The organism is Micromonospora sp. R311 (assembly GCF_056780015.1).
The window spans coordinates 15,279-34,251 of the sequence record NZ_JBSWCE010000010.1 but is presented as its reverse complement, the minus strand read 5'-3'; the positions used below and the strand labels follow the sequence as shown (position 1 = coordinate 34,251).

Here is an 18,973-nt window from a genome sequence, read left to right as displayed (position 1 = left end):
TATGTACCCACCGGTGGAGCCGTACGAGCAGGGCATGCTCGACGTCGGCGACGGTCAACTCGTGTACTGGGAGAGCTGCGGCAATCCGGACGGCAAGCCGGCGGTGGTGCTGCACGGCGGCCCCGGCTCCGGCGCCACGCCGGGCTGGCGGCGCTACGTCGACCCGGCCCGCTACCGGGTGGTTCTGTTCGACCAGCGCGGCTGCGGGCGCAGCCGTCCGCACGCCGCCGACCCGGCCGTCGACCTGTCCGTCAACACCACCGGCCACCTGGTCGCCGACATCGAGCGGCTGCGCGCCCACCTCGGCGTGCGGCGCTGGCTGGTGCTCGGCGCGTCCTGGGGGTCCACCCTCGGCCTGGCCTACGCGCAACGGCACCCCGAGCGGGTCAGCGAACTGGTGCTGTTCAGCGTGGTCACCACCAGCCGCCGCGAGGTCGAGTGGATCACCCGGGAGATGGGGCGGATCTTCCCCGCCGAGTGGGCCCGGTTCCGTGACGGCGTGCCGCCGGCCGACCGCGACGGCGACCTGGCCGACGCGTACGCCCGGCTGCTGGCCGACCCGGACCCGGCGGTGCGCGAGCGGGCGGCGCGGGACTGGTGCGCCTGGGAGGACACCCACGTCGGCACCGTCCCCGGGCACCGGCCCGACCCCCGCTACACCGACCCGGTGTTCCGGATGGGGTTCGCCCGGCTGGTCACCCACTACTGGCGGCACGCCGGCTTCCTGCCCGACGGCCAGCTGCTGCGCGAGGCGGGCCGGCTCGCCGGCATTCCCGGCGTGCTGCTGCACGGCCGGCTCGACATCAGCAGCCCGCCCGAGATCCCCTGGCGGCTGGCGCAGGCCTGGCCCGACGCCCGCCTGGAACTGCTGGACGCCGCCGGGCACGGCTCGGGACACGGCATCGGCGAGCGGGTCCTCGCCGCGCTGGACGGCTTCGCCGACCGCCGCTGAGGGCCACCGCCGCCCGCCGCGTGGCCTGGCCGGGGGCGGCGGTGGCACGCGGCGTAGCGGGCGCGACGGCCGTCTCAGCCGTCGAGGGTGCGCTTCTGCGGATGGATCGTCTCGCCGCGGGCGAGCATGGCGACGAACTGCGCGATCCGCCGGGCCCGGGTGTCGGCGCGTTTGGCGCCGCCGACGCGGTAAAGCACGGCGTAGCGGTTCTGGGCGGTGAGGATGTCGAACATCGCCCGCGCCCGGGGTTCCGCCGCCAACGCGGCGGCCAGGTCGTCCGGCACCTCGGCGCTCGCCTGCCCCGCGTAGGCGGCGTCCCACCGGCCGTCCGCCTTGGCGCGCTCGACCTCGGCCAGCCCGGCCGGACGCATCCGCCCGGCGGCGACCAGTCGGGCGACGATGTCGACGTTGCGGGCCGACCACGGGCTGCGGGCCCGCCGCGGGGTGAACCGCCGCAGGTGGGTGGTCTCGTCGCGGCGGCGTGCCTGGCCGTCGATCCAGCCGTGGCACAGTGCCTCGTCGAGCGCCTGGTCGTAGCTGAGGCTGGTCGGTCGCGTCGTGCCCTGCTTGGCGAGCACCAGCCACACTCCGGTCGCGCTGTCGTGGTGCGCGTCGAGCCACCGCCGCCACGCGTCGGCGTCGGCGACGACCAACTCGGGCGCTTCGGCTCCTGACCCCACCCCGACCTCCCCACGAACGCACCCCGGACACCGCGGGATGTCCGTTCCCGGCCCGCCAACCCCGTGACCAGCGTGCCGGGCGACCCGGGTTCCGACCGTACCGGCACCCACCGACAGTCGCGCCCGACGACGCCGGGGGCGGGGGCGGGGGCGGGCCGGCGCGGTCCAGCCGCGCCCGACCCGGACCCGGAGTCAGCGGCCGGCGAGGGTGGCGCGCACGGGCGCGGTCTTCGCGGCCGCCTCGGCGACCTCGGCGTCCGGGTCGCTGTCCCAGGTGATGCCGCCGCCGGCCCAGACGTGCACCCGGTCGCCGTCGGCGGCGGCGGTGCGGATGGTCAGGCCCAGGTCGATCCGGCCGGGGGCGACCCAGCCGAGCGCGCCCATGCCGGCGCCCCGGCCGACCGGCTCCAGGGCGGCGATCCGGTCCAGCGCGGCGAGCTTCGGCGCGCCGGTGACCGAGCCGCCGGGGCAGACCGCGCGCAGCAGGTCGGCCAGGCCGAGCCCGTCGGCCACCGCCGCGGAGACGGTCGACTCGGCCTGCCACAGGTCGCACCAGCGGCGCACCGCGAACAGCTCGTCGACCCGGACGGTGCCGGTGCGGGCGAGCCGGGCCAGGTCGTTGCGTTCCAGGTCGACGATCATCACGTGTTCGGCGCGTTCCTTGGCCGAGGCGAGCAGTTCGGCGCGGCCGGCGGCGGTGGCCGGCCGGGTGCCCTTGATCGGCCGGGTGATCAGCCGCCCGCCGGCGAGCTCGACCAGGGTCTCCGGGGAGGCGCAGCCGATCGCCCAGCCGGCCCCGGCGAGCGTGCCGCCGTAGCGGGCGCCGGGCAGCGCGCCGAGGCGGGCCAGCGCCGGCAGCGGGTCGCCGGTGTAGCGGGCGGCGGCGTGGCCGACCACGTTGACCTGGTAGACGTCACCGCGGCCGATCGCGGCCCGGACCGCGCGTACCGCGTCGGCGTGCTGCCGTGGCGTCCAACTCTCCGCCCAGTCGCCGAGCCACCAGCCGGCCGGCGCCGGCGTGGGCGGCGGCGGGGTCGGGGCGTGGCCGTAGACGACCACGGCGACCTCCGGCAGGTCGGCCGGGTTGGCCGCGCCGGCCGGCCCGCCGGCCAGCAGCGCCCCGGCGGCGGCGGAGACGTAGAGCGCGGCCCCGCACGTCCCGCTGCGGCCGTGCGCGGCGCCCGGGCGGGCCAGGTCGTGCAGCGGCAGGCCGCGCGCGGCCAGGAACTTCTCGGCGAGCGCAGCCGGATCGCCGCCGTCGGCGGGCCGCCACTCCCACCGGGCGCGTTCGACGAGGGTACGGCGGCAGCCGGCCGGCGCCGCCGGCACATCGATCACCCTCTGGCTTGGGAGCGTTTCCACGCCGTCTGGCCCATTTCGCCTCGTCCGTTCAGTGGATTTCCTACCGACCACGCGCACATCTGCTCGATGTTGGCCACTTTCGCTTGGTACTGTGCGTCACTGGTCATGTGAACCATGACACAGTGCCCCCACAGTCCGGAGAACCCGATGTGTCAGCACCAACCCACCTGCCCCTCCGCCGAAGCGACCGACCGGGAGGCCGCCCGGATCATCGCCTGCTTCCGTGAGCAGGGCTGGAGCCTGCTCTGCAACGGTGTCATCGTCTTCGAGGACACCGGCGAACTGCTCCCCGACGGCCGCACCATCGCCCCGCACCGGGGGCCCGCCCGGCACGCCCTCGTCGCCTGAACGACCACGCTTCGTAACGCAGTTCTTCCGCGTCGACCCAGGCTAGTCCCCCGGTCGGGACACCCGCGCGCAGGTCGGCGTACCCGCCGGGGCGGCACCCATGACCGCCCCGGCGTCACGCGACATCAGCTCTCGAACGCCTCCGGCGACGGGCACGAGCAGACCAGGTTCCGGTCGCCGTACGCGCCGTCGATCCGCCGTACCGGCGGCCAGTACTTCCCCGCCCGGTCCACCCCGGCCGGGTAGGCGCCCACCGACCGCGGGTACGGGTGCGGCCACTCGTCGCAGCTAACCATCGCCGCGGTGTGCGGCGCGTTGGCCAGCGGGTTGTCACCCGCCGGCCACTCCCCCGCACCCACCTTGTCGATCTCCGCCCGGATGGCGATCATCGCGTCGCAGAACCGGTCCAGCTCGGCCAGGTCCTCGCTCTCCGTCGGCTCCACCATCAGCGTCCCCGCCACCGGGAACGACATGGTCGGGGCGTGGAAGCCGTAGTCGATCAGCCGCTTCGCCACGTCGTCCACGCTCACCCCGGTCGCCTTCGTCAGCGGCCGCAGGTCCAGGATGCACTCGTGCGCCACCAGGCCCTTGTTGCCGGCGTACAGCACCGGGTAGTGGGCGCGCAGCCGCGCCGCCACGTAGTTCGCGGCCAGGACCGCCACCCCGGTGGCCCGGGTCAGCCCGGCCGCGCCCATCATCCGCAGGTACGCCCACGGGATCGGCAGGATCCCCGCCGACCCGTACCTCGCCGCCGAGATCGCCGGCTTGCCGTCGACGTGCGCGCCGAGCGGGTCGCCCGGCAGGAACGGCGCCAGGTGCGCCCGCGCCGCCACCGGCCCGACCCCCGGCCCGCCGCCGCCGTGCGGGATGCAGAACGTCTTGTGCAGGTTCAGGTGCGACACGTCCGCCCCGAACCTGCCCGGCTTGGCGAAGCCGACCAGCGCGTTGAGGTTCGCCCCGTCGACGTACACCTGCCCGCCGGCGTCGTGCACCTTCGCGCACAGCTGCGCGATGCCGGTCTCGTACACGCCGTGCGTCGACGGGTACGTCACCATGATCGCGGCGAGCGCGTCCCGATGCTTGTCGATCTTCGCGTCCAGGTCGACCAGGTCGACGTTGCCGTCGGCGTCGCAGCCGACCACCACCACCCGCATGCCGGCCATCACCGCGCTGGCCGCGTTGGTGCCGTGCGCCGACGACGGGATCAGGCACACGTCCCGGTGCCCCGCACCGCGGGCGGCGTGGTAGGACCGGATGGCCAGCAGCCCGGCCAGCTCACCCTGCGAACCGGCGTTGGGCTGCACGCTGACCGCGTCGTAGCCGGTCACCTCGGCCAGCCACCCCTCCAGCTGGGAGATCATCTCCCGGTAGCCGGCGGTCTGCGCCTCGGGGGCGAACGGGTGGATGTGGGCGAACTCCGGCCAGCTGACCGGCTCCATCTCGGTGGTAGCGTTCAGCTTCATCGTGCACGACCCGAGCGGGATCATGCCCCGGTCCAGGGCGTAGTCGAAGTCGGCCAGCCGGCGCAGGTAGCGCAGCATCGCCGTCTCCGAGTGGTGGCTGCGGAACACCGGGTGGGTGAGGAAGTCCGACGTGCGGGCCAGCGCCGGCGGCAGCGACGCGTCCACCTCGCCGGTCGGCGCGTCGACGCCGAACGCCGCCCACACCGCCCGCAGGTGCGCCACGGTGGTCGTCTCGTCGCAGGCGACACCGACCCGGTCGGCGTCGACCAGGCGCAGGTTCACCCCCCGCTCCGCGGCCGCGGCGACGACCTCGCCGGCCCGCCCCGGCACGGTCGCCGTGACGGTGTCGAAGAACGCCACGTCCGCCACCGGCACCCCGCCCGCGCGCAGCCCGGCCGCGAGCCGCGCCGCCATCTCGTGGGTACGCCGGGCGATCTCCCGCAGCCCGTCCGGCCCGTGGTACACCGCGTACATGCCGGCCATCACCGCCAGCAGCACCTGCGCGGTGCAGATGTTGCTGGTCGCCTTCTCCCGCCGGATGTGCTGCTCGCGGGTCTGCAACGCCAACCGGTACGCCGGGTTGCCGTCGGCGTCGCGGGACACCCCGACCAGCCGGCCGGGCAGCATCCGCTCCAGCCCCGAGCGCACCGCCAGGTAGCCGGCGTGCGGCCCGCCGAAGCCCATCGGCACGCCGAAGCGCTGGGTGGTGCCGGCGGCGATGTCGACGCCGATCTCACCCGGCGGGCGCAGCAGCGTCAGGGCCAGCAAATCCGCGGCGACGGTCACCAGCGCCCCGGCGGCGTGCGCCGCCTCGACCAGGCCGGCGTGGTCGCGCACCGCCCCGGACGCGCCCGGGTACTGCAGGTGCAGACCGAAGAACTCCGCCGGCAACTCGTCGCGCTCGACGTCGAGCACCCGCACGTCGATGCCGAGCGGCTCCGCCCGGCTGCTGATCACCGCGATGGTCTGCGGCAGGGCGTCGGCGTCGACCACGTACACCGGGCTCTTGCTCTTCGACGCCCGGCGGGCGAGGGTCATCGCCTCGGCCGCGGCGGTGCCCTCGTCGAGCATCGAGGCGTTCGCGGTGGCCAGCCCGGTCAGGTCGGTGACCATGGTCTGGAAGTTCAGCAGCGCCTCCAGCCGGCCCTGGCTGATCTCCGGCTGGTACGGCGTGTACGCGGTGTACCAGGCCGGGTCCTCCAGCACGTTGCGGCGGATCACCGCCGGGGTGTGCGTACCGTGGTAGCCCAGGCCGATCATGGACACGGCGACGGTGTTGCGGGCGGCGAGCGCCCGCAGCTCGTCGATGGCCTCCTGCTCGCTGGCCGGCGCCGGCAGGTCGAGGGTGCCGTGCCAGCGGATCACCTCGGGGATCGCGGCGTCCATCAGCTCGTCGATCGAGTCGTAGCCGACCGTTTCCAGCATCCGGCGCTCGTCGTCCGGATCGGGGCCGATGTGGCGGGCGGCGAACTGCTCTGTCATGGGCTGCGCTCCCGGGGGCGAGGTCGACGGGTCGGCCTCCCCCTGAGTCGCGCCCGCGCAGCGCTCCACAGTGCCTGCCCCCGCGGTCCTTTTGCCTGAGAGGTTCCGGGGAGGATATGCCCCTTCGGCGCCGCCCGTGCTGCTGTGGGCGGTCTCTCCCGCGTGGGTGGTACCGGCGAAGGTCAACGCTACCAGCGTCGCTGTTTCGGGCCGATGTCGTACCCCCGTCCCCGATCATGGGGGTAGTCGCGCACACCGCAGGAGGTGCCATGCCCGAGCCGGCGACCAGCCCGGACGACCTGGGGCGATTCTTCGTCGCCCGTGCCAACGCCCGCGACGTCGAGGGTCTCGTCGCCCTCTACGAGCCCGACGGGGTGTTCGCCACCCCGGCCGGGCCCGCCGCCGGCGCCGACCAGATCCGGGTCGCGTTCGAGCAGATGCTCGCCGACGGGCCCACCTTCACCCCCGGCCAGCCGCAGCCCACCCTGTACGCCGGGGAACTCGCGCTGACCTCCACCCGGCTCGACGACGGCTCCTTCACCGCGGAGGTGGCCCGCCGCCAGCCCGACGGCACCTGGCGCTGGGTGCTCGACCAGCCCCGGTTCGTCCCACCGCCCGGCTGACCGGCCCGCCGCCGGTCTCGGCAGCTCCCGCGGCCCGGGGTGACGGACACCCGGCGGAGCAGCGCACCCGGGCGCCGCCCGGCGCCCGGTCGACGCCTAGCGGGCCGCGGCCGCCGCGCCAACGGGCCCGGCCGCCGAACGGCGGTCGGGGTCGGCGGGCCCGGCGCCGACGGTCCGCTCGGCCAGCGCGGGCAGCAGCCGGCCCAGCGGCGCGTCCACGGTCAGCGCCGCGTACCCGTCACCGCGGGTCGGCCCCTGGTTGACGATCGCCACCGGGACGCCGAGCTTCGCGGCGCGCAGCACGAACCGCCGGCCCGACATCACCGTCAGCGAGGAGCCCAGCACCAGCAGCAGCCGGGCCCGGTGCACCAGCTCGAAACAGTGCGCCACCCGCGGCGCCGGCACCGTCTCGCCGAAGAACACCACGTCGGGCTTGAGCAACCCGGTGCCGCAGAACGTGCAGTCCAGCACCCGGAACCGGGCCACCTCCACCTCGGGGAGATCCACGTCACCGTCCGGGTTCACGGCGTCGACCTGGACGTCGAAGCCGGGGTTCGCCTCCCGCAGCCGCCGGTCCAGCTCCTCCCGGGAGGTCCGGTTGCCGCAGTCCAGGCAGACCACCTCGTCGAGCCGGCCGTGCAGCTCCACCACCGGGGCGCTGCCGGCCGCGGTGTGCAGCCCGTCGACGTTCTGGGTGATCACCGCCTCGACCAGGCCGCCGCGCTGCAACCGGGCCACCGCCCGGTGCCCGTCGTTCGGCGCCGCCCGGGCGATGGTCCGCCACCCCAGGTGGCTGCGCGCCCAGTAGCGCCGCCGGGCGTCCGCGTCCCGGGTGAACGCCTGGTACGTCATCGGGGTGTGCCGGCGGGCCACGCCGCTGGGCCCCCGGTAGTCGGGGATGCCCGACTCGGTGGACAGGCCCGCCCCGCTGAGCACCACGACCCCACCGGCGGCCACCCGCTCGGCCAGCGCGTCGATCGTCTCGGTCACCTGTCCATGCTGCCTCACCCGGCCCCGCACCGGCGAACACCCCGCGCCACCGCGACCCCCGCCGGCCCCCGGCGCGGCCCGACAGGTGCGGTCGCGCTTCGCTCGCGGGACCGCCGCACGCCACGGTCGCCGGGGCGCGCGCACGGCCCGGCGGTTAGGTTTCCGGTATGCGCGTCGTCATCGCCGGAGGACACGGCAAGATCGCCAAGCTGCTGCTGCGGGAACTCACCGGCCGCGGCGACACCGCCGTCGGCCTGATCCGCAACCCCGACCACGCCGCCGCGCTGACCGCCGCCGGCGCCCACCCGGTGCTGGCCGACCTGGAACGCACCGGCGTCGACGACCTCACCGGCCACCTCACCGGCGCCGACGCGGTGGTCTTCGCCGCCGGCGCCGGCCCGGGCAGCGGCGCCGCCCGCAAGGACACCGTCGACCGGGCCGCCGCCGTGCTGCTCGCCGACGCCGCCCAGCGCGCCGCCGTCCGCCGCTACCTGCTCGTCTCCTCGATGGGCGTGGAGGGTGAGCCCCGCCCCGGCACCGACCCGGTGTTCGCCGCGTACCTGCGGGCAAAGAAGGCCGCCGAGGAGGACGTCACCGGCCGGGACCTCGACTGGACCGTGCTGCGGCCCGGACGGCTCACCGACGACCCGCCGACCGGGCGGATCACCCTGGGCCGGCACGTGCCCCGCGGCGCGGTCACCCGCGCCGACGTCGCCCGGGTGCTCACCGCCCTGCTCCACGCCCCGGACACCGCCGGCATGATCCTGGAACTCGTCGGCGGCGACACCCCGATCGCCGAGGCGCTGCACGCCCTCACCCGCCGCTGACCCCGTGACGCACCCGGCGCCGGCGGACGTGGCCGGCCCCCGGGTGACCCGGTGGCCGGTTCCTGGTGCCGGTCGGCGACGCGCCCGGCCACGGCCCGAGCAACCCCGGCGTGGGGCCCGACCGGGCGGGCCCCACGCCCCGGGGATCAGCGCTGACCGTGCCGGGGCAGCGCACCCTGCGGCGCGCCCGCCCCGACGGCCGGCCCGCCGGCCTCCTTGGCCAGCCGGTCCATCGTGCGGGCCAGATGCTCGCTGCCGTCGTCGAGGTGCCGCGCCGCGGCCTGCATGTGCGAGATCATCATCTCGCCGTATATCCGCAACGCCTCCCGGGCGGCCACCCCGTCGTCGAAGCTCGCCCCGGCCGTGCTCCGGTAGTCGTGCACCGCCCGCTCGGCCTCCTGCCGGGCCTCCTCCGCCGCCGCCTGCACGTAGCTCTCGTACTGCATCCGCGCGTACTCGGCCACCCGGCGGGCGTAGTCGTGCGCCTGCGCGATGATCTGCTCGGCCTCCCGCTGCGCCGCGGAGAGCAGGTTCACCTCCTTCGCCGCCGGCACGTTCGCCGCCGCCCCGGCACTCGGGATCACCCCGTGCCGGTGCAACTCCAGATGGTCGTTGAGCCGCTCGTTCTCCGCCCGCAGGGTGGCGATCTGCGCGGCCAGCAGGTCCAGCTCGTCGGCCACCTGCATCCGGAACCGGTCCACGTCCGCGTGGTCGTAGCCGCGCCGGGTGAACGACGCCGCGCCGAACTCCCACCGGCGCACCCGGTCGGCCGTCATCCGCATCTGCACACCGCCGGAGACCTGCACACCGTCATACCGGCTGATCGGGGTCGCGCTCACCGGGCCCGCCTTTCGTCCGCGACTGCGGGGCTCGCAAGCTCACTCCTCGCGCTCACCCGGGCCCGCCTTTCGTTCGCGACTGCGGGGCTCGCAAGCTCACTCCTCGCGCTCACCGGGCACCTCCGGAACTGTCAGGGGCGGACGCGTCCTCCACAGCGGTGCGCCACGCCGGGCCGTACCAGTGCTTGCCGAACCCCTCGTGGTGCAGCTGACCGGCGTGGTAGCCGGCCCGGGTCAGCGCCGCCACCGAATACGACACCATCTCGTCGGAACCACACACGTACACGTGCCGGGACCGCCAGTCGCCGTCGGCCAGCGCCCGGTCCACCGCGTGCACGAACTCCCCCGGCCGGTGCAGATCCGTGCCCACCACGTAGGTCACCGTCAGCCACGGGTACGACGACGCCAACTTGTCGATCGCGTCGTTGTCGTAGAACTCGATGCGCGAACGGGCCCCCACGTACAGGTCGACCTTGCGCCGGCCGCCCTCCGCCGCGACCTGCTCGACCAGCGCCTTCACCGGCGCCCAGCCGGTGCCGCTGGCCAGCAGCAGCAGATCCGCCGACCCGGCCGACCACAGGGTCAACCGGTCACCCACCGGCGCGGCCAGGTGGATCTGGTCACCCACCGCGCACCCGTACACCAGCCGCGACGACACCGCACCGCCGGGCGCGGCGCGCACGTGCAACTCCAGGGTGCCGTCCGCGCGCGGCGCGTTCGCCGGCGAGTAGTACCGCCACGCCCGCACCGCCGGGTGGGACACCCCGATCGACTGGCCCGGGGTGAACGGCAGCAGGTACTGCGGGCGCAGCGTCAACACCGCCAGGTCGAACCCCCGCCGCTCGTGCCCGATGATCTCCGCCACCCACCACGGCGGGTTGACCGCCTCGGCGGCCTGCGCGGCCTCGATCATCACCTGCGACACCAGCCCGTACGCGCCGGCCCAGTCCTGGGCCAGCTCCTCGGTCCACTGCTCGCCGAGGAAGTGCTGCAGCGTCGCCAGCAGCGCCTCCCCGACCGCCGGATAGTGCTCCGCGCGAACCGCGAACTTGCGGTGGTCGGCGCCGAGATCCTGCAGGAACCCGACCAGCCGGTCCACCTGGTCCACGTTGGACACGATGTGCCCCAGCGCGGTGACCAGCCGGTCCCGCTGCCCCGCCATGTTCGTCGGGAACATCTGCCGGGTCTCCGGATGGGCCAGGAACAGCGTGGAATAGAAATAGAGCGGCACCTGGTCGCCGTGCGCGGCGACCAGGGACCAGCTCTGCTTGAGCCGGGCGGCGTCCACGCTCAGGCGCTCGCCGGGTTCCCGCTGGCCACCACCTGGTCCTGCACCTGACCCAGCACCACCTGCACGTCGGCGATGATGTCGCCCGGCACACCCAGCTCGGTCAGCGTCGCGGTCAGGTGCTCGCCGACCTTGACGTAGTGCTCCACCGGAATGTTCAGCGGCTGGTGCGCCTCGGCCAGGCCCCGCCCGGCGTACTCGTTCGGACCGCCCAGCACCACGGTCAGCATCAACGCCAGGTGCCGGCGCTGACCCACCATGTCCACATCGGTGAAGTAGCCCGCCAGGTCCGGGTCGGCCAGCACCCGGTCGTAGAACAGGTCGACGGCGGCCTTGACCGAGTTGGCGCCACCGATGCGCTCGTAGTGGGAGGCGGGAGCGGTTTGTTCCGTAACCGTCACGGTCGTTCCTTCCGATCTGGAGGGGTCGCGCAGGGGTGGCGCGCAGGGGCAACGGCCGGACGGGGCGAAACGGCGCCTGCGAAGGCGACACCCGCACCGGGCCGACCGCGTGACGGACCATAGCGCGTCACGCTGCCGCGGTCATCGCCCCCCTATCGGATTCCCGACAACGTCCACTACCCACCGTGACAGAGGGACCCTCCACGACCTCCACAGTGGGCGACTACCACCAAACGCTCCGTGATTGACAACCGTCGCACCGGGCCGGCGAAAACCGGGCCGGGACCGGCCCCACCAGCCCGTCACGGGCCGCTGACCACCACGGACACCCCGATGGCCGATCGCCTGACCAGCATCGACCGTCCCGGCAGCCCGACCTCACCCGCGCAGCCGACCGGCCGCACCGAACGGCCCACCGGCCCGGGCAGCACGCCACAACGGGCACGCAGCGTCACCACGAAATGTGCAACAAGCCTCGGCGCGTCGCGCCCACCGTACGTCACAGCGCCCCGTCCGGGTCATCACCACGGCGGCCACCGACCTGGCCGCGGCCGAGCCGCCCGGGCCCGTCCGACCGGCGTCGACGCCGACCGCCGGCGCACCTGGCACCGCCGGTACACCCCCACCGCGCGACCGCCGGGCCTCGCCCCGCCTAACCGTCAGCGCCGCTGCACCGGGCGCCGGCCCCGCAGACCGTCAGCGAACCGCTCAGCCCACCCGCCGGCGGGCCCGCCGCGCCGCCAACTCGTCCCCCACCGCGTCCGGCGCCGACACCGCCGGCCCCTGACCCGCCACGGACGTCGCCGGCTCCGCCGGCAGATGCGACAACGAACCCTGGATCTCCTTGAACGCCCCGCCGATCGCGATGCCGAACACGCCCTGGCCACCCTGCAACAGGTCGACCACCTCCTCCGGCGACCGGCACTCGTACACCGTCGTCCCGTCGGAGATCAACGTGATGCCCGCCAGGTCCTCCACCCCACGCGAGCGCAACGCCTCGATCGCCTTGCGGATGTTCTGCAACGACACCCCGGCGTCCAACAGCCGCTTCACGACCTTCAGGACCACCAGGTCCCGGAACGAGTACAACCGCTGGGTGCCCGAACCCGAAGCGTCCCGCACGCTCGGCACCACCAGCCCGGTACGGGCCCAGTAGTCCAACTGGCGGTAGCTGATCCCCACCGCGTGGCAGGCCGTCACACCCCGGTAGCCCACCGAACCGTCACCGTCCGTCGCCGACCCCGGCGGCGCCACACCCGGCTCGTCCAGCTCCGTACCCGGATCGGAATCTCGCGGCTCGTGCATCCGGACAACCTCCCCGCCAGTGCGGTGACACGTCGTTTCCGGGACGTGCACCCCTCGACACGGCAACCCTATAGCCGCCTTCAGGGGTTACCGCGCAGGAACCGTCGCGACACGCCGCGCAGCCGCCAGAAAGATCACCCACACCACCGGGACGTCACCCACGGTGAACCCGGCCAGAAACCGCGCCGGCCAACCGGCCGGCCGGCGATCAACCCGCGAAGTCCTCCGGACGCACCTGCTCCAGGAACTCGCGGAACTTCTCCACCTCGTCCTCCTGCTCGTCCGGGATCACGATCCCCGCCTCGCTGAGGACCTGCTCGGCACAACGAATGGGTGCCCCCACCCGCAACGCCAACGCGATGGAATCGCTCGGCCGCGCCGAGACCCGCACCCCGTCGCCGATCAACAGATCGGCGTAGAAGACGTTCTCCTTGAGCTCGGTGATCTCCACCGCCCGCAACGGCGCCTTCAACGCCGCCAACACGTCCCGCAGAAGATCATGAGTCAACGGCCGGGCCGGCTTGACCCCCTGCTGCTCGTAGGCGATCGCCGTCGCCTCGACCGCGCCGATCCAGATCGGCAGATAGCGGTCCCCCTCGACCTCCCTGAGCAGGACGATCGGCTGGTTACTGGGCAGCTCCACCCGAACCCCGACCACGCTCAGCTCGCGCACCGCCGCCTCCGTGTCGTTGTCACCTACGCCGCACCGCGCCCTTCCCTGCACGGTACACGGACCGCGACACGGCCGTCCCACGCGCAATCCGCACCACGCCCGCGCCAGAAAGGGGTTACCCCGGCAAGCCTACGACACGCTTCCCGGGACAGATCTTTCCGCACACCCGCCGGTCACCGGCCCAACGTCGACCGCAACCCCACCCGCACCAACGCCGCGTGCAACTGCTGCGACAACGCCGCCAACTCCCGCGCCGTCTCCGCGGCCCGCGCCCGCGCCGCCGGATCACTCTGCCGCACCAACGGCGCTACCAACTGCGCGAACAGACCGACCTCCCGGTCCGCCGCCGTCCGGTAACCCCGCAGGTGCCGCGGCTGGAACCCGTACGCCGACAATCCCGCCACCGCCGAAGCGATGATCAACGCGTCGGCGTCGTACCACCCCGGCGGATCCGACACCACCAACCCGAGCCGCTCCAACTCGGCCAACGTCGACTCGTCGACCCCGCTGCGCGCCACCAGGTCGGCCCGACCGAGCCGCACCTGCGACGACTCGGCCGGCTCCGCCGACTCCCGCCCCGGCACCTCGCCACCCGGGCCCACCGCCACCAACGTCGGCCGCTGCCGACCCGGCGCCTCCCCGGTCGCGTCCCACTGCGCCAACTGCTCACGGATCACCCGCAACGGCAGGTACTGGTCCCGCTGCGCGGTCAGCACGAACCGCAACCGCGCCACGTCATCCCAGCTGTACTTCCGGTAGCCCGCCGCCGTCCGCTGCGGCTCCACCAGACCCTCGGCCTCGAGAAACCGCAACTTCGAAATCGTGACGTCCGGAAAATCCACCCGCAACTGCGCGAGCACCTCACCGATGCTCATCAGCGGTTGCGAGCGGGCCGCCCCCGGCGGCGTCGAGGCCGCAGGCTCGTTCACCCCCGGCCGGCCTCCTCCTCCGGGCGCGGACCGGCGATGAACACCACCCGGAACTTGCCGATCTGCACCTCGTCACCATTGCTCAACGTGGCCGCCTCGACCCGCTCCCGGTTCACATACGTGCCGTTCAGGCTGCCCACGTCCCGCACCGTGAACGTGCCACCGTCCCGGTGGAACTCCGCGTGCCGCCGCGACACCGTCACGTCGTCCAGGAAGATGTCACTGTCCGGGTGCCGGCCACTGGTCGTCACATCGTGATCCAGCAGGAACCGGGCACCCGCGTTCGGACCCCGCCGGACCACCAGCAGCGCCATCCCCGGCGGCAACGAACCGGACATCCGGCTCGGCACCACATCGGTGTCCGGCCCTTCCAGCACTTCGTCGAGCGAGCCGAGATTGAGCGTCGAAGTGACGTCGAGCGGGGGGAACTCGTCGTCTGGGCGCGTCATGGGACCACCTCACGGATCTGTTCGGTCGGCGTCGGGTGATGGCGGGTCTGGCCGCCGGGCCAATGAACACCCGGCGGCTGGCTCCCCGTGCCCGGAAAGGCGGTTCCGCGACGCTCAACTATTGGGTTCTCGGTCGACTGGGCGAGCCTAGCCAGCGCCGAAATGCAGGGCAACCGGACGCGCGGACTCGACAGGCGCACCGGCTCGGGCACACTCAGCTCTCGGTGAGCTCGCGATACGCGCCCGCGGACAGCAGCCCGTCGACCGCCGCCGGATCGTCCGGAGTGATCTCCACCAACCAACCCGCACCGTACGGGTCAGTGTTGATCATCTCAGGGGTGTCGCCGAGCGCCTCGTTGCGCGCCGCCACCGTACCGCTGACCGGGGCGTAGATCTCCGACACGCTCTTGGTCGACTCGATCTCACCCATTGACTCACCAGCAGCCACCACCGTGCCCGCCTCGGGCAGCTGGACGTACACGATGTCACCCAGCGCGTCCTGCGCGAAGTGGGTGATGCCGACGCGGACGGCGCCGCCGTCGCCACCGACCACCCACTCGTGCTCAGCGGTGTAACGCAGATCCTCAGGAATCACCAGACGCGTCCCTCATCCATCGGTGCACCGGGCGCACCCGGTGCCGGCCGCGCCGGTCAGGAGACCGGACGGGCGTGTTCCAGCTTGGTCGGCGCGTGCAGCGCCGAAACCTCGGCAGCCTCACGATCCTCAACGATCACGTTACCGCCGTCGCCGGCAACCGACGCCACCACCCCACCGGGAATGTTCAACGCCGTACGCATCGTGGCCGGATCACCGATCACCGTGATCGTGTACGGACCCGTCAACCGCCGCCCGTCCACGATCAACGACCCGTTCTCCCCGTCCAGGAAGTACGTCGACGCGATGATCCGCACCGTCGCCCGGTCACCACCGGAAATCTGCATCGCCTCCGCGCCCGCGCCCCGCAGCTCCTGCACCGCGTCCAGCACCCGCGACGCCGAGATCGGCTTGTCGCCCCGCTCGAACCGCACCGCCAGCCCCGGCCCGGTCGCCGGCAACGTCCCCGCCAGGATCCCCAACTCGTCCGCCCGCCGGGTCGCCTCCTCCAACGCCGCCTGGCGCCCCTGCTCACCCGACTGCAACTGCCGCTGGCTCTCCTCCAACGACTCGATGTCCTGCCGCAACCGGTTCGTCCGCGAATCCAGGTCGTACAGGATCCGGACCAGGTCCTCCTGCCGGGTCGCCGCCAACGTCGGATCCGTCGAGGTGGTCTTCAACTGCACCACCAGCGTGAACCCCAGCAGCGCCAGCAGCACCGCGATCATCACCCCGGCCGAGCTCAACCGCGACCGCACCGACCGCACCGACCGCACCGGCCCGACGCCCGCGTCCGACCCATCCGCGTCCGACCCATCCGCGTCCGGCGCGCCCCCGTCCGGCCCGCCGGCACCCGCGCCGGCCGCCCGGCTCAGGTCGACCGTCACCGCCGCACCGCTCTCCGTCTCCTCCGCCGGCCGCGCGTCCTCACGCTCCGCCGGCGGCCGCGGCGCCAACGGACTCACCTCGTCCGGATCCGGCGCCTCCGGACGCGGATCCGGCTCACCCGCCGGCCCCGACGGCCGCGCCGGTCCCGCCGGCTGCGGCCAACCGGTCCCCGTCTCGGTGTGCTCGTCGCTCATCGTCTGTAACCTACGCCCGGAACAGGTGCCGGCGGATCGCCGCGACGTTTCCGAAGATCCGCACCCCCAGCACGACCACCACACCGGTGGACAACTGACCGCCCACCCCCAACTGGTCACCCAGGTACACGATCAGACCCGCCACCAGCACGTTCGAAATGAACGACACCACGAACTGCTTGTCGTCGAAGATCCGGTCGAGCTTCGCCCGCACCCCGCCGAACACCGCGTCGAGCGCCGCCACCACCGCGATCGGCAGGTACGGCTGCAACGCCGCCGGCACCGTGGGATCGAGCCACACCCCGAGTACCACACCGGCGAGCAACGCCAGCACCGCGATCATCGACCACCTCCGGAGGGGCTGGGGGACGTCCGGGAACCGGACGGTTGGACACCGGTGGCCGACGGGGACGGCGTCGGGCTCACCGAAGGTTCCGCGTAGCGTAGCCGCGGCTCCGGCGCCGCCGGCAGGGTGAGGTCGTCGACCCCGCGCACCCCGAACGACAACCCGGTCTTGTCGGCCACCTCACGCATCAGCAGCGCCGACCGGCTCTCCTCGAACTTGCGCTTCATCGACCCCGGGCCGATCGCCGAGACCTCGTACGGCCCGGTCACCGGCCGGAAGTCCACCAGGATCGCCTCACCGGCCGACCGGATCGTCGAGGTCGCCGTCAACCGCTGACCGTTGATCGCGATCGCCTCCGCCCCGGCGCTCCACAGGTCGTTCGCCACGCCCTGCAGGTCGCTGTAGAGCACCCGCGGCGGCCCGGCGCCGGCCCCGGTGACCCCGTCCGGCTTCCCCGGCGCGTCCGCCAGCCGCACCACCACACCGTCGCCGCGCACCCGCCCCAGGCCGGTACCCGCCTCCAGCTCCCGCAGCCGGGCGGCCTGCGACCCGCTCAGCGCCGCCTCCCGCTGCCGGGCCACCTCCTCGCGCAACTGGTCGGCCTGGGCCGCCAACCGGTCCGCCTCGTCCTGCCGCTCCTTGATCTGGGCGACCAGCCCGGACCGGGCCTGGCTGCGCCCCGGCTCGTCGGCCAACGTCTGCTTGTACGCCACCGCGAACAGGAAACCGAGCAGCACGATGACCAGCAGGCTCACCGGCCGGGCGAACCAGCCGCGCCACCCCGACGGCGGCGGACCCTCGCGCCGGCGGGCCGCCGCGTCCAGGTAGCCCGGATCCAGCGGATTGCGGAACAGCTCGGTGAGGAAGTCCGGGGCGTACACCCGATCGGAGCGGCCCTGGCCCTCCCGGGGGGTGTCCGTCATGCGCCCGCTCCCCCGGCCCGCACCGTGGTGACCAGCTGGCGCGCCTGCACCACGTAGAGCACCCCGGCCACCCAGTAGAGCACCAGACCCCACCAGGCCAGCCCCCAGCCGATCGCGCCGGCGACCGCGGCCGCCCCCGGCACCGCGGCGGCGAGCAGCAGCACCGGGAAGGCGGCCAGCAGCAGGAACGTGGCGGTCTTGCCGACGTAGTGCACCGCCGGGGGGCCGTAGCCGTACCGGCGCAGCACCGCCAGCGAGCCCAGCAGCAGCAGCTCCCGGGCCAGCAGCGCTGCGGTGAACTGCCACGGCACCACGTCGCGCGCGGTGAACCCGAGCAGGGTGGCGAGGATGTAGAGCCGGTCGGCGAGCGGGTCGAGCAGCTCGCCCAGCCGGCTCACCTGGCCCAGTCGCCGGGCGATCCAGCCGTCCACCCAGTCGGTGGTGCCGCCCACGGCCAGCACCACGATCGCGGCCACGTCGGCGTGCACGACCAGCAGCAGGTAGAGGAAGAGCGGTACGCCGAGCAGTCGCACGAAGCTGATCAGGTTGGGCAGCGTGAGGACCCGGTCACCCGGGGCCCGGTCGGTGCCGCCCGAGGCGCCCGGATCCGCTGCCCGAGCCGGCCGACGCGACACCGAACCTCCTCCGCGCCGCGTTCCGGCAGCCCGGCCGAGAACGGGCCCTGCGGGACGCGTGCTGTCGGGCCGACGTCCGCCGGCGCCCGCTGCGGTCCCGGGACGGGACCTCCCCTGATTCGGCCCGCGATCTCGACGATCGCGGGCCGGCTGAATTGCGCTGCCACTATATCGGGCCGCCGGGGTTGTTCCGGGCGCCGCCGAGCCCGCTTCGGCGTGCGGATCACGCGGTGTGACCGGGCTCACCTCGCGTACGGCGTCCTAGGATACTGGTGCAGGAGGGGGCCCAGGGTCCGGGCCGCGGGGTCCGTGGCCGGCTCGGTCACCCCCTTGGCGGCCTGGCCGAAGGCCAGCAGGCCGAACAGCAGCTCGTGCTGCACCCGGCCGGGCATCCGGTCCAGCACCGCCTGCAGCGCCTGGTGCCGGCGCTCCGTCAGCTCGCGCAGCAGGCGCTCGGCGGCCGGGGTCGGCACCAGCCGCACCTCCCGCCGGTCCCGGGGATCGGCCACCCGGCGCAGCAGGCCGATCGCCTCCAGCCGGTCACAGAGCCGGCTCGCCGACGACGGTACGACGTCCAGCAGCTCGGCCAGCCGGTTGACGTTGGTCCGCGGCCGGCTGGCGAGCAGGGAGAGCACCCGCAGCTGGGTCGGCGAGACGACCATCTGGTGCCCGTGGACGGCGGAGTCCAGCACGCCGACCAGCGCCTCGGCGGCCGCGTCGATCGCGGCGGCGAGATTCGGAGGTGGCTCCACCCGGTGTCCCCTGCGATCGTCCCGCTGGT

Annotated in this window: 21 protein-coding genes and 1 riboswitch; of the genes, 4 read left to right on the top strand and 17 right to left on the bottom strand. The window is 73.9% G+C overall.

What is annotated here, in order from left to right; all coding sequences use genetic code 11:
- Position 1 precedes the first annotated feature (1 nt).
- A complete protein-coding gene (pip, locus tag AC1WTP_RS10635; protein ID WP_481649047.1) occupies positions 2-952 on the top strand; it encodes a prolyl aminopeptidase in 951 nt (316 codons plus the stop codon).
- 74 nt (positions 953-1,026) lie between these two features.
- Here the strand turns inward: pip and AC1WTP_RS10630 are convergent, their stop codons facing one another.
- Entirely contained in the window at positions 1,027-1,632 is a 606-nt protein-coding gene (locus AC1WTP_RS10630; protein ID WP_481649046.1) for a YdeI/OmpD-associated family protein, read from the bottom strand.
- Positions 1,633-1,824: 192 nt separating this feature from the next.
- Positions 1,825-3,051: a chorismate-binding protein gene (locus AC1WTP_RS10625; RefSeq protein ID WP_481649045.1), complete on the bottom strand. Its 1,227-nt coding sequence runs from the start codon at positions 3,049-3,051 to the stop codon at positions 1,825-1,827.
- Between the two features lie 90 nt (positions 3,052-3,141).
- Here AC1WTP_RS10625 and AC1WTP_RS10620 point away from each other — a divergent pair, with 90 nt between their 5' ends.
- The gene (locus AC1WTP_RS10620) at positions 3,142-3,342 is read left to right on the top strand and encodes a DUF5999 family protein (protein WP_091641361.1); all 201 of its coding nucleotides are present in this window, start codon (positions 3,142-3,144) and stop codon (positions 3,340-3,342) included.
- A gap of 125 nt (positions 3,343-3,467) precedes the next feature.
- Here AC1WTP_RS10620 and gcvP read toward each other — a convergent pair whose 3' ends face one another.
- Positions 3,468-6,287: an aminomethyl-transferring glycine dehydrogenase gene (gcvP, locus tag AC1WTP_RS10615; RefSeq protein WP_481649044.1), complete on the bottom strand. Its 2,820-nt coding sequence runs from the start codon at positions 6,285-6,287 to the stop codon at positions 3,468-3,470.
- Positions 6,288-6,360: 73 nt separating this feature from the next.
- A riboswitch (glycine riboswitch) is annotated at positions 6,361-6,458 on the bottom strand.
- Between the two features lie 98 nt (positions 6,459-6,556).
- On the opposite strand from gcvP, the gene AC1WTP_RS10610 reads away from it, so the two are divergent.
- Positions 6,557-6,910 (top strand): YybH family protein, encoded by a 354-nt coding sequence (locus AC1WTP_RS10610; RefSeq protein WP_481649043.1) that lies wholly within the window; start codon positions 6,557-6,559, stop codon positions 6,908-6,910.
- 96 nt (positions 6,911-7,006) lie between these two features.
- Here the strand turns inward: AC1WTP_RS10610 and AC1WTP_RS10605 are convergent, their stop codons facing one another.
- Positions 7,007-7,900 carry an NAD-dependent protein deacetylase gene (locus AC1WTP_RS10605; protein WP_481649042.1) on the bottom strand — a complete coding sequence of 298 codons (894 nt, stop codon included), beginning with the start codon at positions 7,898-7,900 and terminating at the stop codon, positions 7,007-7,009.
- Positions 7,901-8,067: 167 nt separating this feature from the next.
- On the opposite strand from AC1WTP_RS10605, the gene AC1WTP_RS10600 reads away from it, so the two are divergent.
- Positions 8,068-8,727 (top strand): NAD(P)H-binding protein, encoded by a 660-nt coding sequence (locus AC1WTP_RS10600; protein WP_481649041.1) that lies wholly within the window; start codon positions 8,068-8,070, stop codon positions 8,725-8,727.
- Between the two features lie 146 nt (positions 8,728-8,873).
- Here AC1WTP_RS10600 and AC1WTP_RS10595 read toward each other — a convergent pair whose 3' ends face one another.
- From AC1WTP_RS10595 to AC1WTP_RS10535, 13 genes are all read right to left on the bottom strand, one after another.
- Positions 8,874-9,566 carry a DivIVA domain-containing protein gene (locus AC1WTP_RS10595; RefSeq protein WP_481649040.1) on the bottom strand — a complete coding sequence of 231 codons (693 nt, stop codon included), beginning with the start codon at positions 9,564-9,566 and terminating at the stop codon, positions 8,874-8,876.
- Positions 9,567-9,675: 109 nt separating this feature from the next.
- On the bottom strand, positions 9,676-10,854 hold the full coding sequence (locus AC1WTP_RS10590; RefSeq protein ID WP_481649039.1) for a globin domain-containing protein: 1,179 nt from the start codon (positions 10,852-10,854) through the stop codon (positions 9,676-9,678).
- A 2-nt stretch (positions 10,855-10,856) separates the two neighbouring features.
- Entirely contained in the window at positions 10,857-11,255 is a 399-nt protein-coding gene (locus AC1WTP_RS10585; protein ID WP_481649038.1) for a group I truncated hemoglobin, read from the bottom strand.
- Between the two features lie 708 nt (positions 11,256-11,963).
- Positions 11,964-12,560: a MerR family transcriptional regulator gene (locus AC1WTP_RS10580; protein ID WP_481649037.1), complete on the bottom strand. Its 597-nt coding sequence runs from the start codon at positions 12,558-12,560 to the stop codon at positions 11,964-11,966.
- Between the two features lie 208 nt (positions 12,561-12,768).
- The gene (locus tag AC1WTP_RS10575; RefSeq protein ID WP_088962140.1) at positions 12,769-13,233 is read right to left on the bottom strand and encodes a bifunctional nuclease family protein; all 465 of its coding nucleotides are present in this window, start codon (positions 13,231-13,233) and stop codon (positions 12,769-12,771) included.
- Positions 13,234-13,406: 173 nt separating this feature from the next.
- Positions 13,407-14,108, bottom strand: coding sequence for a transcriptional regulator FtsR (gene ftsR, locus AC1WTP_RS10570; RefSeq protein ID WP_447136790.1), 702 nt, complete (start codon positions 14,106-14,108; stop codon positions 13,407-13,409).
- A gap of 50 nt (positions 14,109-14,158) precedes the next feature.
- Positions 14,159-14,611, bottom strand: coding sequence for an oxoglutarate dehydrogenase inhibitor Odhl (gene odhI, locus AC1WTP_RS10565; protein WP_007071101.1), 453 nt, complete (start codon positions 14,609-14,611; stop codon positions 14,159-14,161).
- 214 nt (positions 14,612-14,825) lie between these two features.
- Positions 14,826-15,206: a glycine cleavage system protein GcvH gene (gene gcvH / locus AC1WTP_RS10560; RefSeq protein WP_481649036.1), complete on the bottom strand. Its 381-nt coding sequence runs from the start codon at positions 15,204-15,206 to the stop codon at positions 14,826-14,828.
- Positions 15,207-15,262: 56 nt separating this feature from the next.
- Complete coding sequence (locus tag AC1WTP_RS10555) at positions 15,263-16,288, bottom strand: DUF881 domain-containing protein (RefSeq protein WP_481649035.1); 1,026 nt, start codon at positions 16,286-16,288, stop codon at positions 15,263-15,265.
- A gap of 10 nt (positions 16,289-16,298) precedes the next feature.
- Positions 16,299-16,631 carry a small basic family protein gene (locus AC1WTP_RS10550; protein ID WP_007460356.1) on the bottom strand — a complete coding sequence of 111 codons (333 nt, stop codon included), beginning with the start codon at positions 16,629-16,631 and terminating at the stop codon, positions 16,299-16,301.
- Complete coding sequence (locus AC1WTP_RS10545) at positions 16,628-17,557, bottom strand: DUF881 domain-containing protein (protein ID WP_481649034.1); 930 nt, start codon at positions 17,555-17,557, stop codon at positions 16,628-16,630. The genes AC1WTP_RS10550 and AC1WTP_RS10545 overlap by 4 nt, the downstream gene beginning before the upstream one ends.
- Positions 17,554-18,192, bottom strand: coding sequence for a cardiolipin synthase ClsA (gene clsA, locus AC1WTP_RS10540; RefSeq protein ID WP_481649033.1), 639 nt, complete (start codon positions 18,190-18,192; stop codon positions 17,554-17,556). The genes AC1WTP_RS10545 and clsA overlap by 4 nt, the downstream gene beginning before the upstream one ends.
- A gap of 242 nt (positions 18,193-18,434) precedes the next feature.
- Positions 18,435-18,944 carry a MarR family transcriptional regulator gene (locus tag AC1WTP_RS10535; protein WP_481649032.1) on the bottom strand — a complete coding sequence of 170 codons (510 nt, stop codon included), beginning with the start codon at positions 18,942-18,944 and terminating at the stop codon, positions 18,435-18,437.
- Positions 18,945-18,973: the final 29 nt, after the last annotated feature.